A 17,611-nucleotide genomic window follows, 5' to 3' on the forward strand; every position below is an offset into this window, starting at 1 on the left:
AATAGAAAAGATAAACTTCTCCAACTTTTTAACTTGCTCATTTGAATCATCTCCCATTATAAAATTCACATGTGGAATGAATATTCATTCCTAATCTTTTGAAAACACTTTCCGGAATGAACGTTCATTCCTATCATTCTATTAATTTATTCATTAACTTTATTAAACTAGGTAATACGGAATGAATATTCATTCCTTTAGTTGTGAAGATTTATCATCTCCTGTTATTCTTTTTCATACCTTTCTCGGAATGAATGTTCATTCCTGTCCTTATAACGCTATAGAATCAAATGATTCTAATAGCATTCCAACAACTTTCTTCCAATTCCTTTACCAAATCATCTGTATATTCTAACTGCCCTGTTTCCATTACTTTAATTAATTTTTCAATTGGTTGATATACAATAATAATTAAAGCAATTGGTGGTAATGGACGAAGCAAACCTTTTTCAATTCCATCTTCAATCAAGTTCATGAAGAAACCCATGAAGTCCTCGAATATTTCATTGCTATGTTCATCTAGAAAATAACTATCACAGTGAGAATTTGTAAAAAGAAAAGCATCTGCATTTTGTCTCGCAAATTCAAATAAACGGTTGTATGTATGGCTAAACTGTTCACGAATATTTGCATCGACCGGGAAATCATTTTTTATTAATTCTGATAGTTGTAAAACACTTTTCGTAAATAAAGAATTAACAAGCGCTTCTTTATTTTCAAAATAACGGTAGATCGTACCTGCGCCTACTTTTGCTTTTTCAGCAATCATCGGAATTGTTGTACCATCATAACCTCGTTCTGCAAAAAGTTGTATTGCAGCATCAAAAATATCCTCTTGTTTGTTTTTAGCCATTTTTCCACCTCAATTTCCAGGAATGAAAATTCATTCCGTTTTTAATTATAAATTACATGAATTAAAAGTCAAGTGCGTGACAAAGTATAGCTGTGATTTTTTATCCCTTATTTGTGAATGAAATTATACGAGCGACTTTCTGGATATATTGGCGCAACTCTAATTATATCAGCGATTTTCATGATATATTGACTTACCGACAAAAATTCACAATATAAGAGGAAGCTATCCCGAAATTCCACTTAGGATAGCCCACCTTCATACATACAAATTAAAAGAAATCATAAATAAATGGCTTACGCACTGGTACTAGATTCTCAATTGACCGTATTGCCTCGTCACTTCCACTAATTAATTCAAGTTCATTTAGTTCTAATGGGCGTTTATAACCAAACATTATTGCCGATAGTGCATTAATATCCAGTTTTATTCCTTTTTCCGTTGTTTCTTCTACAATTGTTATTTCATGATTTGCAAGTCTCACTGTTACGTTATTCCACGGAGCAAATGCGTCTGTAATGTGTAGGATCACTTCTTGCTGTACATTGTTCCAATTCAACTCATATTGTTTTAAGAACTGCTCTACATCTACAATTCTTCCCATAAAATATGGTTTTATTTCTGTCTTCACGCGTGGCTCTTGCAATGAATATAACAACGGTTCGTTTTCACTTACTGTCATTTCAAGTTCTTTAATCATAGAATCATGCTGGCAAATAAAGTTCCACAGACCATTTCGTGCTTCATTACGTAGTGGTACAAATTCTTCTACTGTCATTTTATAGTTTTCTATTTTGTATAACATGTAACCTGCTGCCCTTTTATTTTCATCATAGTAAATCGCTAATGTTAAATCATCATAAACCGCTTGTAACCACCAGTTCTTCTCTCGAACTAACATACCTGAAAAACGTTCTGCAAATACTTCATAGAGCTTTTCGACCTCTTCTGGATGCTTTTCTTTATTGAAACGTTTCACAGTACCATTCACTTGTTTTTTCATCACTAAATCGCTCTTAGTCATATGACATGTGACTAAATTCGCACAAAGTTCCCAGCCGTATTTACGGTAAAATGAAACAGCAAATGGATGTAACATAGAGACTGTATAGCCATCTTTTTTCATTATTTGAAGTGAATGTTGAAGTAGCTCTTTTACATACCCACTTCTTCTGTACTCTGGATACGTCGCTACTCCTGCAACGCCACCCATTTTAAATTTTTCTTTACCTATGTAAATATGAAACGGAATAAGATGTAGTTTTGCTGCTAAGTCTTCCCCTTCCATAATGCCGTATATTTCATGACTTTCCTTCATCTTTGTAAGTTGCTGCTGTAATCGTTCCTCATCTACTTTATATTGAAAAGCGTATTCTGATAAACGTAATGCTTCTCTGAACTTATCTTCTTTTAATTGCATGACATTCATATAATTCTCCTCCATTCTCTGTTTGAATTGTATCACAATTCTCACTATTATAGTTCGGTAAGTGAAATTACAAGGACGTTTTAACAAAAAAAGCAGATACATCACGTATCTGCTTTCCATCTTTATTATTTAGCTAACTTTTGAAGTTCATCAAAGAATGTAGGATATGATACACCTACTGCTTCTGCATCTTCAATAATTATTTTCCCTTCTGCCAGGCAGCCAGCAATCGCAAGCATCATTCCGATGCGGTGATCACCGTAACTATTTACTGTATTGCCTTTTAAAGCTGATTTTCCGTAAATGATCATGCCGTCATCAGTTGCTTCTATGCGAGCTCCTAGTTTCGTTAACTCCGCAACGACTGTATCAATACGATTTGTTTCTTTTACTTTTAATTCGTGTGCATCTCTAATAACTGTAATACCTTCTGCTTGTGTTGCCGCTAAAGCGATAACTGGAATTTCATCGATTAGTCTTGGAATAATATCCCCACCAATTTCAATTCCTTTTAATGAAGATGTTTCAATCGTAATGTTTGCAGCTGGTTCTGATGCGCCTTCGTTAATCGGCTCTATAGTAAATGTAGCACCCATTTTCTCTAAAACATCAATAATACCTGTACGAGTTGGATTCATTCCTACATTTTGTAATATTAGTTTACTATTTGGGATGATTGCACCTGCTACTAAGAAAAATGCTGCTGATGATACGTCACCTGGCACTTGAATGTCTGTTGCTGTTAATTTTTGTCCACCTGACAGCTTCACTGTCTTTCCTTCTCGAGTTACTTTAACACCAAATGCTTCAAGCATTCTTTCCGTATGATCGCGGGAAATATGTGGTTCTGTAACAGCTGTTACACCTTCTGCGCGAAGCCCTGCAAGTAAAATAGCTGACTTTACTTGTGCACTTGCAACAGGAGAAATATATTCAATTGCTTTTAAATCTCCACCACGTATTGTTAGCGGTGTAAATGTTCCTTCTTCTCTGCCGTCAATGTTTGCACCCATTTGTTTTAATGGGTTTGTTACACGCTTCATCGGTCTTTTTGCGATAGATTCATCACCTTGTACGCAAGAGAAAAATGGTGTGTTAGCTAATATACCTGACATTAATCGAATTGTTGTACCAGAATTACCAACATCTAATACAGCTTTCGGTTCTTGTAAACCTTCTAATCCTTTACCAACTACAGTAACTTCATCACCGTTTTGCGTAATTTCTACTCCCATTTCTTTAAAACATGAAATAGTACTTAAACAGTCTGCACCGGACAAGAAACCTTTAATTGTTGTTTTCCCTTCTGCAATCGAACCGAACATAACAGCACGGTGTGAAATGGATTTATCACCTGGGATTGTAATATTGCCATTCAATCCGTTATTAACAGGTTGTATTGTTCTTTCTTTCACGTTTTTCACCTTCTCATTTAAATTGTTTCATAAGTTTGGTATTCTTCTTCTCCAAGCGCTAGCTTTGCTTTCATACGATCTTCTTCCCTTTGGAAGCTAATACGTAATACCCCAAGCAGTCCTTCACGCGCTTCTAATATTTGCAAGTTCGTAATACTAATTTCCTCGCGCGCTAAAATACTCGTAATATGAGCCAATGCCCCCACCTTATCTAATACATCAACGTATAAGTCGTGATAAGCAGGAATTGCACCACTCTTTCTTACTGGTAAAGAATCACGGTATTCTTTCGCATCTGCAAAATAGTTTTGAATCTCGCCTGCATCTCCGGTAGAAACTGTCTTATATAAACCTTCCATTTCAGAGATCCACTCTTTTAATAATACCATTAAATGCTCTCGATTTTGCTTTACAATATCACTCCACATTTTCGGACTACTAGATGCGATACGTGTAATGTCTTTGAAACCTCCAGCAGCTAGTTGATGAATGAGCGGATTATCTCCTGCATGCTTCTCAACTTGCTTTACTAAACCTGCTGCGATAAGATGCGGGAAATGACTAACGATCCCTGTTACATAATCATGTTCTTCTGTATTTAAAACAAGAAAATGTGATCCTGTTCCTTTTAACCATACTTTAAGGTCTTCCACTTGTTCATTTGGTACATGATTCATCGGTGTTAAAATGTAAAATGCATTTTCAAATAAATGCGCCTTTGCGCTTTCAACTCCCGTTTTATGAGAACCCGCCATCGGATGTCCCCCAATGAAAGAAACTTCCTTTGAAAATAAAGCTTCCGCTTCGTTCATAATAGACCCTTTTGTACTACCAACATCAGTCACTATAACATCTTCTCGTAAACGGAATGACGCAAGTTTGTGTAATAACTTCTTCGTTTCTTCAACTGGAGAAGCAAAAACAATTAAATGTGCCTCTTCACATGCATGTTGTAAATCAACTGCTATTTCATCTACTACGTGTAATTCTTTTGCACGCTCTACTTGCTCTTTAAATATATCATAACCTGTTATCATTACATCGTGCTCTTTCTTAATTGCTAATGCGAGAGAGCCTCCTATTAAACCTGTTCCAATTAATACTACCTTTTTACGCATTTGCCTCATCTCGAGACTTACTTTTTTTATTTTCAAAGTGTTGTTTTAACACTGAAATCACTCCTTCATTTTGCTCCCTTGTTCCAACTGTAATACGGACACCATTTGGGAATGGACGAATAATAAACCCTGCATGTGCGCAAGCTTCATAAATCTCTCCAGCATTATCTACCGGTAAGAAGATGAAATTAGTTTGTGACGAATAAAATGGTATACCGTTTTCCTTACAGAAACTCTCGTATTGCTGTAATCCTTCTGTATTCACGCGAACTATTTCTTTAATAAACTCGTCATCACTAAAAGCAATTGTAGCTGCTTTTTGCGCTAATGAAGATACGTTAAATGGTAAACGTACAACATTTAATTTCTCAATTAGCTCTTCCTGTCCGATCGCATATCCAACGCGGAAAGAAGCTAATCCGTATGCTTTAGAAAACGTTCTAAGTACAAGAATGTTTTTATGTTTTTCTAAAAGCGGTAATGTCTCAGGGAAGTCTTTTGCTGTTACGTATTCATAGTACGCTTCATCAATGACAATTAACGTATTTTCACTAATGCCTTCAATAAATTGAGTTAATTTTTGCTCATTCACATATGTGCCCGTCGGGTTGTTCGGATTACAAATCCATACGATTTTCGTATTATTATTTACCGCTGACGAAATTTCGTCTAAATCGTATACACCTTTATTTAAAGGAATTTCTTTCACTTCACAGCCTTCAATAATCGCATGATGACGGTACTGCGGGAATGTTGCACCTGCTGTTACAATGTTATCTCCCGCTCGTAATACGGCGCGGCTTATTATTTGAATGATTTCATCTAAACCACTACCACAAAGTACTTGTTCCATTTGCACATGCAACTTATCTGCGATTGTTTGACGGAGCGTTGTAGCACCTCCGTCAGGATATAAAGAATGTTCCAACCAAGATTTTTGCAACTCTTCTAAAACTCTCGGTGAACAACCGAATGGATTTTCATTCGATGCTAATTTCACAAACGAATGATCTCCGTACACTTCTTTCATTTGTTCTGGTGATTTACCTGGTTTATATGGTTGTAATGATGATAGTTGATCCTTTACTTGCACGTTAAACCCACCTTTTTATTAAAATTCTTTTGCGTAGTTATTGTGTTGCATAATGTTTTGTTTTAATAATTCCATACGATCTTTTCCGAATTGTTCGACTAGTGCATCTGCAAGTTCCCATGCCACAACAGATTCAGCTACTACACCCGCTGCTGGTACTGCGCAACTATCAGATCTTTCAATACTCGCTTGGAATTCTTCTTTCGTATCAATATCAACGCTTGCTAACGGTTTGTATAAAGTAGGAATTGGCTTCATAACGCCTCTTACGACAATTGGCATACCTGTTGTCATACCGCCTTCTAAACCGCCGGCATTATTCGTTTTTCTCGTGTATCCTTTTTCTTTATCCCACAGAATTTCATCATGCACTTTGCTTCCAGGTTGTCGTGCCGCTTCAAAACCTACGCCAATTTCAGCACCTTTAAATGCATTTATACTCATAATTGCCCCAGCAAGTTTTGCATCTAATTTACGATCGTAATGAACGTAACTACCAACGCCAATTGGCATACCTTCTGCAATGACTTCCACGATGCCACCGATTGAATCTCCACTACTTTTTGCGTTGTCAATCGTATTCATCATTTCTTGCTCTACTTCTTTATCTAAACATCGAACTGGTGAGTTTTCAGTAATTGTTTGAATTTCTTCAATTGATAAGTTTGAAATATGTTTTGCTTTTACTCCACCAATTTCAAGAACATGTCCTGCAATTTCCACGCCTAATTCGCTTAAAATTTGTTTTGCAACTGCACCAGCAGCTACACGAACTGTCGTTTCTCTTGCAGATGAGCGCTCTAATACGTTTCTTATATCACGATGACCATATTTAATTGCTCCATTTAAATCCGCATGTCCGGGACGTGGTTTTGTAATTGTACGTTTCATGTCTTTACTTTCTTTTTCCGAAATTGGCTCGGCACCCATTACTTTCGTCCAATGTTTGAAATCATCATTTTTTACGATTAACGTAATCGGTGATCCAAGTGTCATCCCGTGACGAACACCACTTACAATTTCAACTGTATCTGTTTCAATTTGCATGCGTCTTCCGCGTCCATGACCTTTTTGTCTTCTTAATAATTCTTTATTAATATGTTCCGCCGTAAGTGTCAAACCTGCTGGTACACCTTCTAAAATAACTGTTAACTGCGGTCCATGTGATTCTCCAGCTGTAATGTATCTCATTTCTCTTGCCCCTTTACTATTTTTTTGTACAAAAAAGTCCCTACTGAGCGCTCAGTAGGGACGATGTTTATCGCGGTACCACCCTAGTTGTAGACAACTGTCGTCTACCTCTCTTCTTCTTTAACGATCGTTTGACCGTCTTCCCCTCCATAAGTTGTCGGGAAAGATGCTCCAAGGCTGTAATTCATGCTTACCTTTGTACTGATTCACACCGACCATCAGCTCTCTTTAACAGTGAGATAAGCACTACTGTTTCCTCTTCAATGCATATATGATATGGAATTAAGATAATTTATTTTTGAAACCTTTTAACTCATCCATGAATCTATGGAATTCTGGAATGTCCATTTGTTGTGCAGAATCTGATAATGCAACTGCTGGATCTGGATGCACTTCAGCCATTACTGCATCTGCGCCAATTGCAAGTGCCGCTTTCGCTGTTGGTAATAATAAATCTCTGCGTCCAGTTGAATGTGTTACATCAACGATAACTGGTAAATGTGTTTCTTTCTTTAAAATTGGTACTGCAGAAATGTCTAATGTGTTACGTGTTGCTCTTTCGTATGTGCGGATACCACGCTCACAAAGAATAATTTGATCGTTGCCTTGCGCAATGATGTATTCCGCTGCGTTAATGAACTCATCAATTGTTGCTGCTAATCCACGTTTTAATAATACTGGTTTGTTAACTTTACCTACAGCACGTAATAAATCGAAGTTTTGCATGTTACGTGCACCAACTTGAATTACATCAACGTAGTCTAATGCCATTTCAACATCGTTCGGATTTAAAATTTCACTAATAATTGCTAAGTCGAACTCGTCTGCTACTTGACGTAAAATTTGAAGTCCTTCTACTCCTAAACCTTGGAAATCGTATGGAGATGTTCTCGGTTTGAATGCACCGCCGCGCATTAATTTTAAGCCTTGATCTTTCATCGCTTGCCCTACTTGACGAACTTGCTCTAAGCTTTCTACTGCACAAGGTCCCATGATAAACGTTTGTGTTCCGTTTCCAATCAATTCACCTTTTACATCAACGATTGTATTTTCTTGTTTCTTTTTACGTGATACTAGTAACGCTTTGCGGTTATCATCTTCTTGTAACTCTAAGCTTGCTTTGAAAATCGTTTTGAAAATATGTTGAACAGTTGATGTTTCGAATGGTCCCTCGTTATGCTCTGCGATCATATCAAGTACTTCACGCTCACGTACTGGATCAAAGCGTTTCGTACCTTGTACTTGCTTTTGCTCTCCAATTTTTTGAACAATTTCACCACGTTTGTTTAAAAGGTGTAATAGTTGTAAGTTAATTTCATCTACCTGTTTACGTAATTGATCTAATTCATGATTTGCCATTTGGAAATCCTCCTCTAATGTTTTAAAAGTATAGTAAGAGAATAAAAGATTCTCTATTTTCTGAACTGGTTAATTATACAAATTTATAGTGGAATCGATACCTCTTCTTATTTTAAACTAATAATTCGTACAAAGACATGAACTACTAGTTAAAAACCCACTTTTTTGTACAAAAAAGCCCTACTGATGCAATCAGTAGGGACGATATTTATCGCGGTACCACCCTAGTTGTAGACTTCTTTCGTCTACCTCTCTTCATTGTTAACGATCATCTGACCGTCTTTCCCTTCATAAAGACAAATACTATCTTTACTACGAAAAAGATGCTCCAGGACTGTAATTCGCTCTTGTTTTTGTACTGGTTCGCACCAACCACCAGCTCTCTGTTACAGGGAAACAACAACTACTGCTTTTCCTTTCAATGCATGACTATTTTATTTTCAAGTTGGACCACTAAAATACAAAAAGTCCCTACTGAATAAATCAGTAGGGACGATATTTATCGCGGTACCACCCTAGTTGTAGACTAACTTTCCGTCTACCTCTCTTCACTGTTAACGATCAATTGACCGCTTTTTCCTCATAAAGACAAACTATCTTTATTACGAAAAAGATGCTCCAAGACTGTAATTCATGATTATCCCTGTACTGGTTCACACCAACCACCAGCTCTCTGTTACAGTAAGACTAACCACTACTGTGATCTCTTCATTGCACTTTGTTTATTCAAATGTTTTTGAAATTGAATAAGTATGATTCGTATTATAGAACGCTTTTTAAAACACTGTCAACAACTTTTTATATATTTTTTTAAAATTCCACTTTCATCCTATAATTCTTTTTGTAAATCACCCATTACAATTCCTATGCGAATTATTTCATTTTCTAGTAAATGTAAAACATATTCCTCTACTTCATACTGAACTAATAATTCTTTTATTTGTATGATTTCTTTTTCAAATAAAACGGCTTCGTGACATGTTTGTAGTAAAATAAAAAACACATTTGCAAACATTTCTTTATGCGCTTTCATACTTTCTTTTTTATGAAGCATTTCAATCAATAACTGCTTCATTTCCTCACCTGTACATTTACCATGTACACTTGAAAATGCACGAGACATAATACATAATCCTTTTTCTAATATTTCATCCATGTATAAGATAATACGTAAAAGCATTACATATTCTCTCGCAGTTATCTCACCCATTTTTGGTCGTTCTCGTAAAAATACACTGAGCCAAGCTGTCCAAAATTTTTGTTGTTCTTTTACGCTTAATGTTTTGACGTAATAGCATAAAAACTGCATAAATTTAATTTTATTTTCTTCATTTTCTAGTATGAGTAAAGGGTATAACCACTCTGTTTTTTGCTCCCAATATAGTACACATTTAATAAATACAAAGCTAAGCCACTTCAAGAAAGCTTCCCTCGTATGCGGATGTAATACTTCCAAATGTTCTATCGCATACTTAATAAAACGCTTCATTTCTGTAAATAAAGGTAAATTTATTTGCGTGTAACATAAACCAGCCCATGCATATTCCGTAATTTCATTTTGTTTTTTTAAATCTAAGTATGGTAACAAATATTTTCGGCACCATTGCTTTTCAATATGATATAGAAATGTAATATCTGCTATTAAACGAGCAAACATAAAGTTTGTTCGTTCCAAATTAACTCTTACTTGTTCTTCAAATAAAAATAAATATTCATATACATTACGATCGTATAAATGATCATATGATAACAACTTTAATAATACAGCCGTCATTTTCCCAACAGGATGCTGAATTGATTCATTGTAAAAATCTTGTTTTCCAAGCTTAAAATCCGTATCACTCTTCATAACTTGAGGAAACACTGAAAAAGCAAAGCGTTTTACAACACGTATACTATTCTCTTCTAACTCTTCTAGTCGATTACTAATTTCATATAGAAAACTACTAATTAACCAATGATAAGCAGTATTTCTAACAAATTTCTGCAATAGCGGAATAATTTTTTGGATTTGATCATTTGTCAATCCTCGGTTATTTCGCCATTCTCTAATACAAACAAACCATACTTCATTACTTATTTCTTGCACTCCTACTAATTGATATGCGAATGAAATACTCCACTCTGTATTCAATTTACATGCTTTTGATAACATCTCTAAAAAATGGCGTTGTTCAAAAACACCATCTTGCGAAAATTGCCGAACTTGCTTCATAATTTCAACATCTTTCAGCTGCAATAATCCGTCAGCTGTTACATTACAAGTAATGCTTTGCGCTGTATCCTCTTTCTTTTGTACACTGTATCGTTCAGAATGAAAATGAGGATGCTTTTGCTTCATTAACTCATACCCATTTGCCGTAGATGGACTATTTGAATCACACTTGAATAATAAGTCTAATACGAGACATGCATCAAATACCCTCTCTTCTGTAAGATGCTTTATTATAGTTCGAGTGACTTCTTCTTTTGTTTCTTCTAAACAATATGCATAATGCCTTTTTAAAAGTTGAAAAACTTCGTGTTTATAAGTGAAATCTAAAAGAAGTCCTTCATGTAACAACCATTTCATTTTGTCATCTACACGAACAAAAATATTTTTATTCATCGCGTCAATTGCAATTCGCTTTTGAAGTACACTATTTGCTTCTATCATTTCTGTAATATAATAATCCGCTTTTTTCTCATTGTTTTCACATAAATAAGTTAGACACTCTTTTACAATTTGTATTAAAAATGCAAGATCATTTTGATGAAAATCTTTTTCTACATCTTCCTTATTTCTTTTTTTCAGTGCCGTTTGTCTTAACGACAACATTCTCAATTTTTCTAATCCGATCATCATAATTGGAACAGCATAATGGGTGATATATGGCCTCATCTTTTCGTTCCAAATTTGCTCCACATGAGAAAATGTAGATACTGGTAAGCGACTCGATTCCTCGAGTTCTATTGATTCTTGCGTATCATTTCCCCATTTTCTTACACGTTTCAACTTCAGTTTTCCATCTAAAATAAAAGTTAGTAACAATAAGGCAATTTCCTTATGCTCAGGAAAAGAACATTTTTGCAGTAACTTAGAAATCTTTTCTATAGAGCTACTATCTTTTTCAGCTGTTTCTAATAAAAAGAGTGTCCATCTTGCAAACAACAACGGATCCATCTTACTCTTCGTTTCGTTTAAGTAGTTACAAATCGTTCTCCATAATAACGGTGATATTTTAGAATAGTTTTTATAAATTAATTGAAATAATTCTTTCTGATGACTAAAAAGAAATTGTTCCACTAACCATTCTGCAAGTAATTCATCTACTTCATTATAGTTTGGCGTAAGCATAAACAAATTTTGTAATTTACCTTCTGCTTCTAACCATTCGACCCATTCATAATCATGAGCAAATTCCACAAAGTAACGAACTGTTTCAATTTTTTTAATTGATTGCTTTATGTATGATAATTGTTCCTGTTCTACTGACGGGGGAACCGTTACAATATCCCGAATACGCATTCTTTTCGTAATATAATTATCGCCCATTAATTCCGCCCAGCGTTTTACCGCTTTTACGAGGGATTGATGATTATTCACTTTATTCGGATACACAATTGGTCTTATCCCTAAATGTTCCCAGTGGTACGTATTTTCCCCTTGTGCGACAAAAGCAAATCGTCTTGTACTTGGTGGTAAACCAGTTGCTAAATATTTCATTACTGGGTCATTATGACTATATCCAACGAATAAAACGGTGTAATTCGAGAATAGATCGACTAAAAATCTTCTCGCCCACCCTTCGGTTAAGTAAGCCCTTCCAAAATCACCGTCTGTTAAAATTAAAGCCTCTTTCTCCTGTTCTACATTACCATGTATATAAGCAAGACCTTTAAATGCTCTCCCAGTCGGTAAAGCTGGAGCATAATAAACATTGATATCTCTATTTATTTCCTTAATTGCAGTTGTAAAATGTTGATCAAAATTTGTTGTTACAATGCGGATATCTGTATCTAAAGGAAATAACCTTGGAATTGCAAAATGCAATGGATTCGGTTTTGATTTCTCTATATGAACAAGATCTCTTGCAACTTGATGTACATCTTTTGTTTTTGCAATTTTACCAAGATAATAATCATGTGGTTCTGTTATTTCACGTTTTTCGACATATAACGTTTTTGCAATTGCATCAACTAAATCATCAAAATTCGGTAAGTTTGATTTCCCTTTCATAGAAACTCCCGCTCCAACAAATAACACTAACTTTCCTTGCTCAAGGTGATCGATTAACTCATCTGGAATTTCTACTTCTGAAGTAATCCACATCCTGGATTCCCCCTTACCTAAAAATGTCATACACTCTCATTTTACTATAACATTTTTCCGTTGTTTTTATAATATTTAGACTAAATTCCGAACATGAAAAAGTTTTACGTAAATAAATCCGTTACAATGTATGAACTCCAGAATTTATTGAAAAACTATGTATAAATCGGAGGTGTGAATTTTGAATGATTTCACAGTAGTGCTTATCAAGTTTATATCGTGCATTATCGCATTTAGCATTGGGCTTGCTTTATTTTTCCCTGCAACGTTTGTTCAAATTATTTCATTCAGTCTCTTTGTTACAATCGTATCCTACATGTTCGTTGATAAAATTATTTTAAATCGAATTGGCAATACTGGTGCCATTATGTCGGATTTCTTATTAACATATTTAAGCGTATGGATTTTCGGTAATATTTTATTAGACAACTATATGCAAATTGCATGGGGCAGTATCCTTTCTGCCATCGTCTTCACTTTATCTGAAGTAATCGTTCATCGCTTCTCTAACTCTCATACAAGGCACAACAATGATAACATTCGTATTAATCGCCGCTTTGCATATGGTACGGAGTTTGCTGAAGAACAAAATATATTGGATAAAGACAAGAAGAAGTAACATTTTAATGCAGGAGCACCCTTTTTAATTATGTGGTGCTCCTTTTTTGTATATTTTCATTATGGTACGTGAAATTATATAAACGATTATTTCAAAATATCGACTTACCGACAATATTTGACGCTTTTTTCTAATAAAAAAACTACCTCTTATTTAGAGGCAGCCACTTTCAAGTCTTTTAATGCAACAACATCCGCAAACGCTCCCAATACTGCGTTATGATGTTGCACAATATCTTCAGCACGTAACACTTCTGTATTAAATGTACTATGCGCATCACTCACTAACGTTACTTTATATCCTTCACTACATGCTCTGCGCGTTGTCGTATCTACACAATACTCTGATTGCATTCCCGAAAGAATAACGTGTTCAATTCCTTTCTCTTGTAACACTTCGCTTAAGTTTGTCTTATGGAATGAATCTGGCGTCGTCTTTTCAACAATATTATCTCCTTCTTGCGGAGCGATTGCCGCATGGATTCGCCACCCATCCGTACCTTTTTCTAACGGATGGTCTTTAGGACCGTTATGTTGGACATAAATAATTGGGATATCATTTGAACGACATTCCCCAATAAGCTCTTGCAATGTTTGTAAAAACTTTTCCCCATTATGTACTGGCATTCCAGCTGTATACATACCCGCTTGCACATCAATTACGATTAACGCTTTTTTCATTTCGCACAGCTCCCTTCGTTTATATAAGCCATTGCATATTCATTATAATTGTTTGTATTCCATCATCCAACAATCTTCTAATTTCCCCTCATGCAGCTCATGTTCCTTTAAAATCTTTACTTTTTTAAATCCGCATTTTTCATAACACTTTATCGCTCGTTCATTATTTACTTTCGGATCCATTGCGATTGCCTCTGCTCTCATTTCACCCATAATGTATGTAATTGCTGCCTGAACGAGTTTTTGTCCAATTCCTTTTCCCCAATAGGCTGGTTCACCGATAAATTGGTCCATTCCCCATACATTTTGTGATTCTTTATAGCCATATAACGCTTTCCACTCTGAATCAACTGGGTACATTTGCATGTAACCAATCGGAACGGTATCAAATTCTATCAAACATCTTTTTTCATTACTGTTTGGATTATGTATAAAATGATCAAGCACCTTTTCTACAGACTGCGGATTATCTCGTCCTTCGTAATACCGCAGGACTGCTGGGTCCGTTAACCATTTAGAAACGATAGATGCATCATCTTCCATTACGTATCTAATCAATAAACCTTCTTTTTGAAAAAGCATATTATACCTCTATTATTCCTTTATATTTTTTCTTGATGTTATATCTTTCATTGCACCTACTAATGCATATGGTAGTAATGTAATCGCAAAAAATGCTGTAAATACGTTAAATTGCGGGATTGTATAGAGTGTGAACCATTCAGTGAAAAATTGAGAATTTAATATTCTATTAAAAAACTCTCCGCCTGGCCTAAAGTTTGGTGCCCACGCAGTTATTTCACACAAAATAAAGTGAAACTTTAATCAGTGGGGGTTTTGTTCATCCCCCACTGATTATTAGTTGAACCATTCGGGCTTTTACGGGCAGTTGATCCCCCACCTAACTTCTTCGCTTTCGCTGAATTTTGAGGTGGGGGTCTTACTGCCCGTTAATGCGGGATAAACAGTAACTGAACAATAAAAAATGCCCCTAGATAACGAAACCAAGTCCGTTTCCATATAGGTCGTGCATTTTTTAATATATCCCCCATCTAACCCCCTCCTTAAATATCCGTCATATTAATTATACACTTTCCTCACTTTATTTGTTAAAATTTTCTATATAATTAATACTGTTGGGGGGAATACATTATGTCTAATCCTATATTTACATCCACTTTAATCATTCTTAGAGGAAACTCCGCAAGTGGTAAAACAACGATTGCAAAGCAACTACAAGAACATTTCGGACAAGGTACACTTTTAGTATCACAGGATGTTGTGCGTAGAGATATGCTTAGAGTACACGACACAATGGGGAATTTATCACATGATTTACTATTTGAAATTACAAAGTACGGAAAAGGAAAATGTGAATTTGTTATTTTAGAAGGTATATTGAACAGTCGTAGGTATGGTGAGATGTTAAAAGAATTAATTCGTTATTTTGATAAAAATGCATTTACATATTACTTTGATTTATCATTAGAGGAAACTATTAGACGACATAACACAAGGGACAAACGACATGAATTTGGTGAAAATTCCCTACAAAAATGGTATAATCCGCACGATACAATTGAGGTTGCGAGAGAAACTATTTTTACAGATAACTTTACGCAAAAAGAAATATTTGATGTAATTTTTAATGATATTAAGATATACAAATAAGACTGACATAATCAATCAGTCTTATTTACATTATGTACCTTGTATCTCGGTCTTCATTACAGAACAATCTTGACATAAATAAAAATAGATATTCATTTCCCCAAACTGGAAATCAACTACTGAAATAAGTCCGCGTTCCTCGATATCTTGTGTAATTGTAGCAACATACTTCATCTCTTTAGAACAAGTTGGACACGCCAAATCCTCTGGAAGATCATCATATAATGGTGCCCCTAACAATCTACATACATATTCCGAACCGAACAAGTCAAAAGCTTCCCAGTAACTATCTTCATCTGTAGGTATATCTTCATTTTTCATATTTATAAGCTTTACCGTTGTTTTTGGTAATGAAACTGGTAACTTATCTTCCTCTTCCATTATCCATTCTTCTGTATTTTGCTGCTTTATGATTTGAACTGTTTTACCTCCATCACTTAACTGAAAATATTGCGGTTCCCACACCATCGCGCAGTTCAGGCATGAAACGAATGGTAAAATATTTAGTTCATTACTTTTAAGTTCAGCAAGTCTCCCATCTTTTAAATCAAAACAGAGAATTTAATGCATCTTCTCACCGCATAACTTACATACTGGCAAATTACATTCTTGACCGCCAAAGTAATGATTATATGAACCTCTTCCTTCAATTACTCTATGCCCTTTCCGCTTATTGTAATGTGCGCCATATAATTCTATTGTCATATTCTACCCTCGCCTTTTATAAGAGTGATTCACAAAATGATAATAATTAAGATTAAAAAGCATCGTCTTCGTGAATAGTTTCCATAATAAATTCTTTTAAACTCGGAGATATTTCTTCCATTTCGTCATCCTCGTGATACCAAATATATATTTCATCATCCATTTTTCCATTATTTATTTTAAAGCACAATTTATCCCCTGAACCATCTTCTCCAATTATGATAAGGTTTTCTGGCATATACTCATCTCTCATGTCTACGTTTTGTCTAACTATATCATCCCAAGTTTTCGTTACATTTCTATTATCTTTAATCGGATATAGTATCCATTCCCCAATTTCAGCATTATTAACTAATTTAATAAGATCCCTATATTGATTTGGGAAAGCAGCACCTAACTTTTTTTCCGTTTCTTTTATTTGCAACTCCAACACACCTTGTTTCTTTGTTTCAATATATTCCCTTACTTCTTTCATGAAATACACCTGTCCTTTGAACTTAATTACACTATTATGATTGAAAGTGTTTAGTAAACGATTTGATCCGATTTTTATATTTCATTATACGTTAACCCTTCGTTTTCAACATACTATTCTTCTCTACTTCTCAATACCCTTCTGTTCTACTTCCTTACCTCATTCTTAATAGTTTTTCTAAACATGAGACAATTTTTATGTTTTATTACAGGTTTATTAGTAAGCCATTTAAAAATCCTATTATACTTCTACTAAAAAAATAAAAGCCAGCCTCAATAAAGAGAACTGACTTCTATTTGGATCATTATAGTTACTATAAAATTTTCACTTTAACAGTTTGTCTTCCCCAATTCATAGCTTTACTTTTTGAACCCATTAATACATCAATACGATTACCTTTAATTGCGCTTCCAGTATCACCAGCGATAGCTTCTCCATAACCTTCCACCCATACTTTAGATCCTAATGGGATTACTTTCGGGTCAACTGCGATAATTCTCATATTCGGATTTGCCGTTAAATCATGCCCCATCGCAGTTAAAACGCGTCCACCATATGTACCATTTTCACTTGGATCAGCAGTATACGCTGTCGCTACTACCGTTAATTCACGTTTAGCAGACTCTATGTTGTTTTTTGATACTTCTTTCGCTCTCTCTTCTTCTTTAGCTTTTGCTATTTCTCTTGCTTT

14 protein-coding genes, 3 pseudogenes and 3 other annotated features are annotated in these 17,611 nt (G+C 35.0%); of the genes and pseudogenes, 2 read left to right on the forward strand and 15 right to left on the reverse strand.

The features are described from left to right. Positions 1-286 precede the first annotated feature (286 nt). The 8 genes from MR167_RS25695 to MR167_RS25730 form a co-directional block, all read right to left on the reverse strand. Positions 287-853, reverse strand: coding sequence for a TetR/AcrR family transcriptional regulator (locus MR167_RS25695; RefSeq protein ID WP_001107289.1), 567 nt, complete (start codon positions 851-853; stop codon positions 287-289). A gap of 271 nt (positions 854-1,124) precedes the next feature. Then, positions 1,125-2,282 carry a GNAT family N-acetyltransferase gene (locus tag MR167_RS25700; protein WP_141442469.1) on the reverse strand — a complete coding sequence of 386 codons (1,158 nt, stop codon included), beginning with the start codon at positions 2,280-2,282 and terminating at the stop codon, positions 1,125-1,127. A gap of 125 nt (positions 2,283-2,407) precedes the next feature. Continuing rightward, complete coding sequence (aroA, locus tag MR167_RS25705; RefSeq protein ID WP_000664636.1) at positions 2,408-3,697, reverse strand: 3-phosphoshikimate 1-carboxyvinyltransferase; 1,290 nt, start codon at positions 3,695-3,697, stop codon at positions 2,408-2,410. 17 nt (positions 3,698-3,714) lie between these two features. Continuing rightward, positions 3,715-4,815 (reverse strand): prephenate dehydrogenase, encoded by a 1,101-nt coding sequence (gene tyrA, locus MR167_RS25710; RefSeq protein WP_001228126.1) that lies wholly within the window; start codon positions 4,813-4,815, stop codon positions 3,715-3,717. Then, positions 4,808-5,908: a histidinol-phosphate transaminase gene (hisC, locus tag MR167_RS25715; RefSeq protein ID WP_044782817.1), complete on the reverse strand. Its 1,101-nt coding sequence runs from the start codon at positions 5,906-5,908 to the stop codon at positions 4,808-4,810. Before hisC ends, tyrA begins: the two co-directional genes overlap by 8 nt. 18 nt (positions 5,909-5,926) lie before the next feature. Further along, positions 5,927-7,099: a chorismate synthase gene (aroC, locus tag MR167_RS25720; RefSeq protein ID WP_242315847.1), complete on the reverse strand. Its 1,173-nt coding sequence runs from the start codon at positions 7,097-7,099 to the stop codon at positions 5,927-5,929. A gap of 53 nt (positions 7,100-7,152) precedes the next feature. After that, positions 7,153-7,372, reverse strand: a binding site (T-box leader). 9 nt (positions 7,373-7,381) lie between these two features. Then, positions 7,382-8,458 carry a bifunctional 3-deoxy-7-phosphoheptulonate synthase/chorismate mutase gene (locus tag MR167_RS25725; RefSeq protein ID WP_001273575.1) on the reverse strand — a complete coding sequence of 359 codons (1,077 nt, stop codon included), beginning with the start codon at positions 8,456-8,458 and terminating at the stop codon, positions 7,382-7,384. A gap of 194 nt (positions 8,459-8,652) precedes the next feature. Continuing rightward, positions 8,653-8,889: a binding site (T-box leader), on the reverse strand. A 54-nt stretch (positions 8,890-8,943) separates the two neighbouring features. Continuing rightward, positions 8,944-9,179: a binding site (T-box leader), on the reverse strand. A gap of 108 nt (positions 9,180-9,287) precedes the next feature. After that, on the reverse strand, positions 9,288-12,770 hold the full coding sequence (locus tag MR167_RS25730) for a DUF4020 domain-containing protein (RefSeq protein ID WP_242315849.1): 3,483 nt from the start codon (positions 12,768-12,770) through the stop codon (positions 9,288-9,290). Between the two features lie 181 nt (positions 12,771-12,951). On the opposite strand from MR167_RS25730, the gene MR167_RS25735 reads away from it, so the two are divergent. Further along, complete coding sequence (locus MR167_RS25735) at positions 12,952-13,389, forward strand: YndM family protein (RefSeq protein WP_000997702.1); 438 nt, start codon at positions 12,952-12,954, stop codon at positions 13,387-13,389. 149 nt (positions 13,390-13,538) lie between these two features. Here MR167_RS25735 and MR167_RS25740 read toward each other — a convergent pair whose 3' ends face one another. The 4 genes and pseudogenes from MR167_RS25740 to MR167_RS25755 form a co-directional block, all read right to left on the reverse strand. Then, positions 13,539-14,069, reverse strand: coding sequence for a cysteine hydrolase family protein (locus tag MR167_RS25740; RefSeq protein WP_000709528.1), 531 nt, complete (start codon positions 14,067-14,069; stop codon positions 13,539-13,541). A gap of 42 nt (positions 14,070-14,111) precedes the next feature. Then, positions 14,112-14,651: a GNAT family N-acetyltransferase gene (locus MR167_RS25745; protein ID WP_242315851.1), complete on the reverse strand. Its 540-nt coding sequence runs from the start codon at positions 14,649-14,651 to the stop codon at positions 14,112-14,114. Between the two features lie 12 nt (positions 14,652-14,663). After that, positions 14,664-14,882, reverse strand: a pseudogene (locus tag MR167_RS25750) (YfzA family protein); the annotation flags it as partial. 155 nt (positions 14,883-15,037) lie between these two features. Next, positions 15,038-15,121: pseudogene (locus MR167_RS25755) on the reverse strand (YfzA family protein); the annotation flags it as partial. A gap of 100 nt (positions 15,122-15,221) precedes the next feature. On the opposite strand from MR167_RS25755, the gene MR167_RS25760 reads away from it, so the two are divergent. Beyond that, positions 15,222-15,740, forward strand: coding sequence for a kinase (locus MR167_RS25760; RefSeq protein WP_242315853.1), 519 nt, complete (start codon positions 15,222-15,224; stop codon positions 15,738-15,740). A 30-nt stretch (positions 15,741-15,770) separates the two neighbouring features. Here the strand turns inward: MR167_RS25760 and MR167_RS25765 are convergent. From MR167_RS25765 to MR167_RS25775, 3 genes and pseudogenes are all read right to left on the reverse strand, one after another. After that, positions 15,771-16,445 (reverse strand): annotated as a pseudogene (locus MR167_RS25765) (hypothetical protein). Between the two features lie 52 nt (positions 16,446-16,497). Next, a complete protein-coding gene (locus MR167_RS25770; protein WP_000665940.1) occupies positions 16,498-16,920 on the reverse strand; it encodes an SMI1/KNR4 family protein in 423 nt (140 codons plus the stop codon). Positions 16,921-17,233: 313 nt separating this feature from the next. Then, positions 17,234-17,611, reverse strand: a 378-nt coding sequence (locus tag MR167_RS25775; protein ID WP_074789878.1) for a 3D domain-containing protein, incomplete at its 5' end; no start/stop codon positions are given.

This window comes from Bacillus cereus group sp. BfR-BA-01355, assembly GCF_022663675.1.
Classification (GTDB): Bacteria; Bacillota; Bacilli; order Bacillales; family Bacillaceae_G; genus Bacillus_A; species Bacillus_A thuringiensis_S.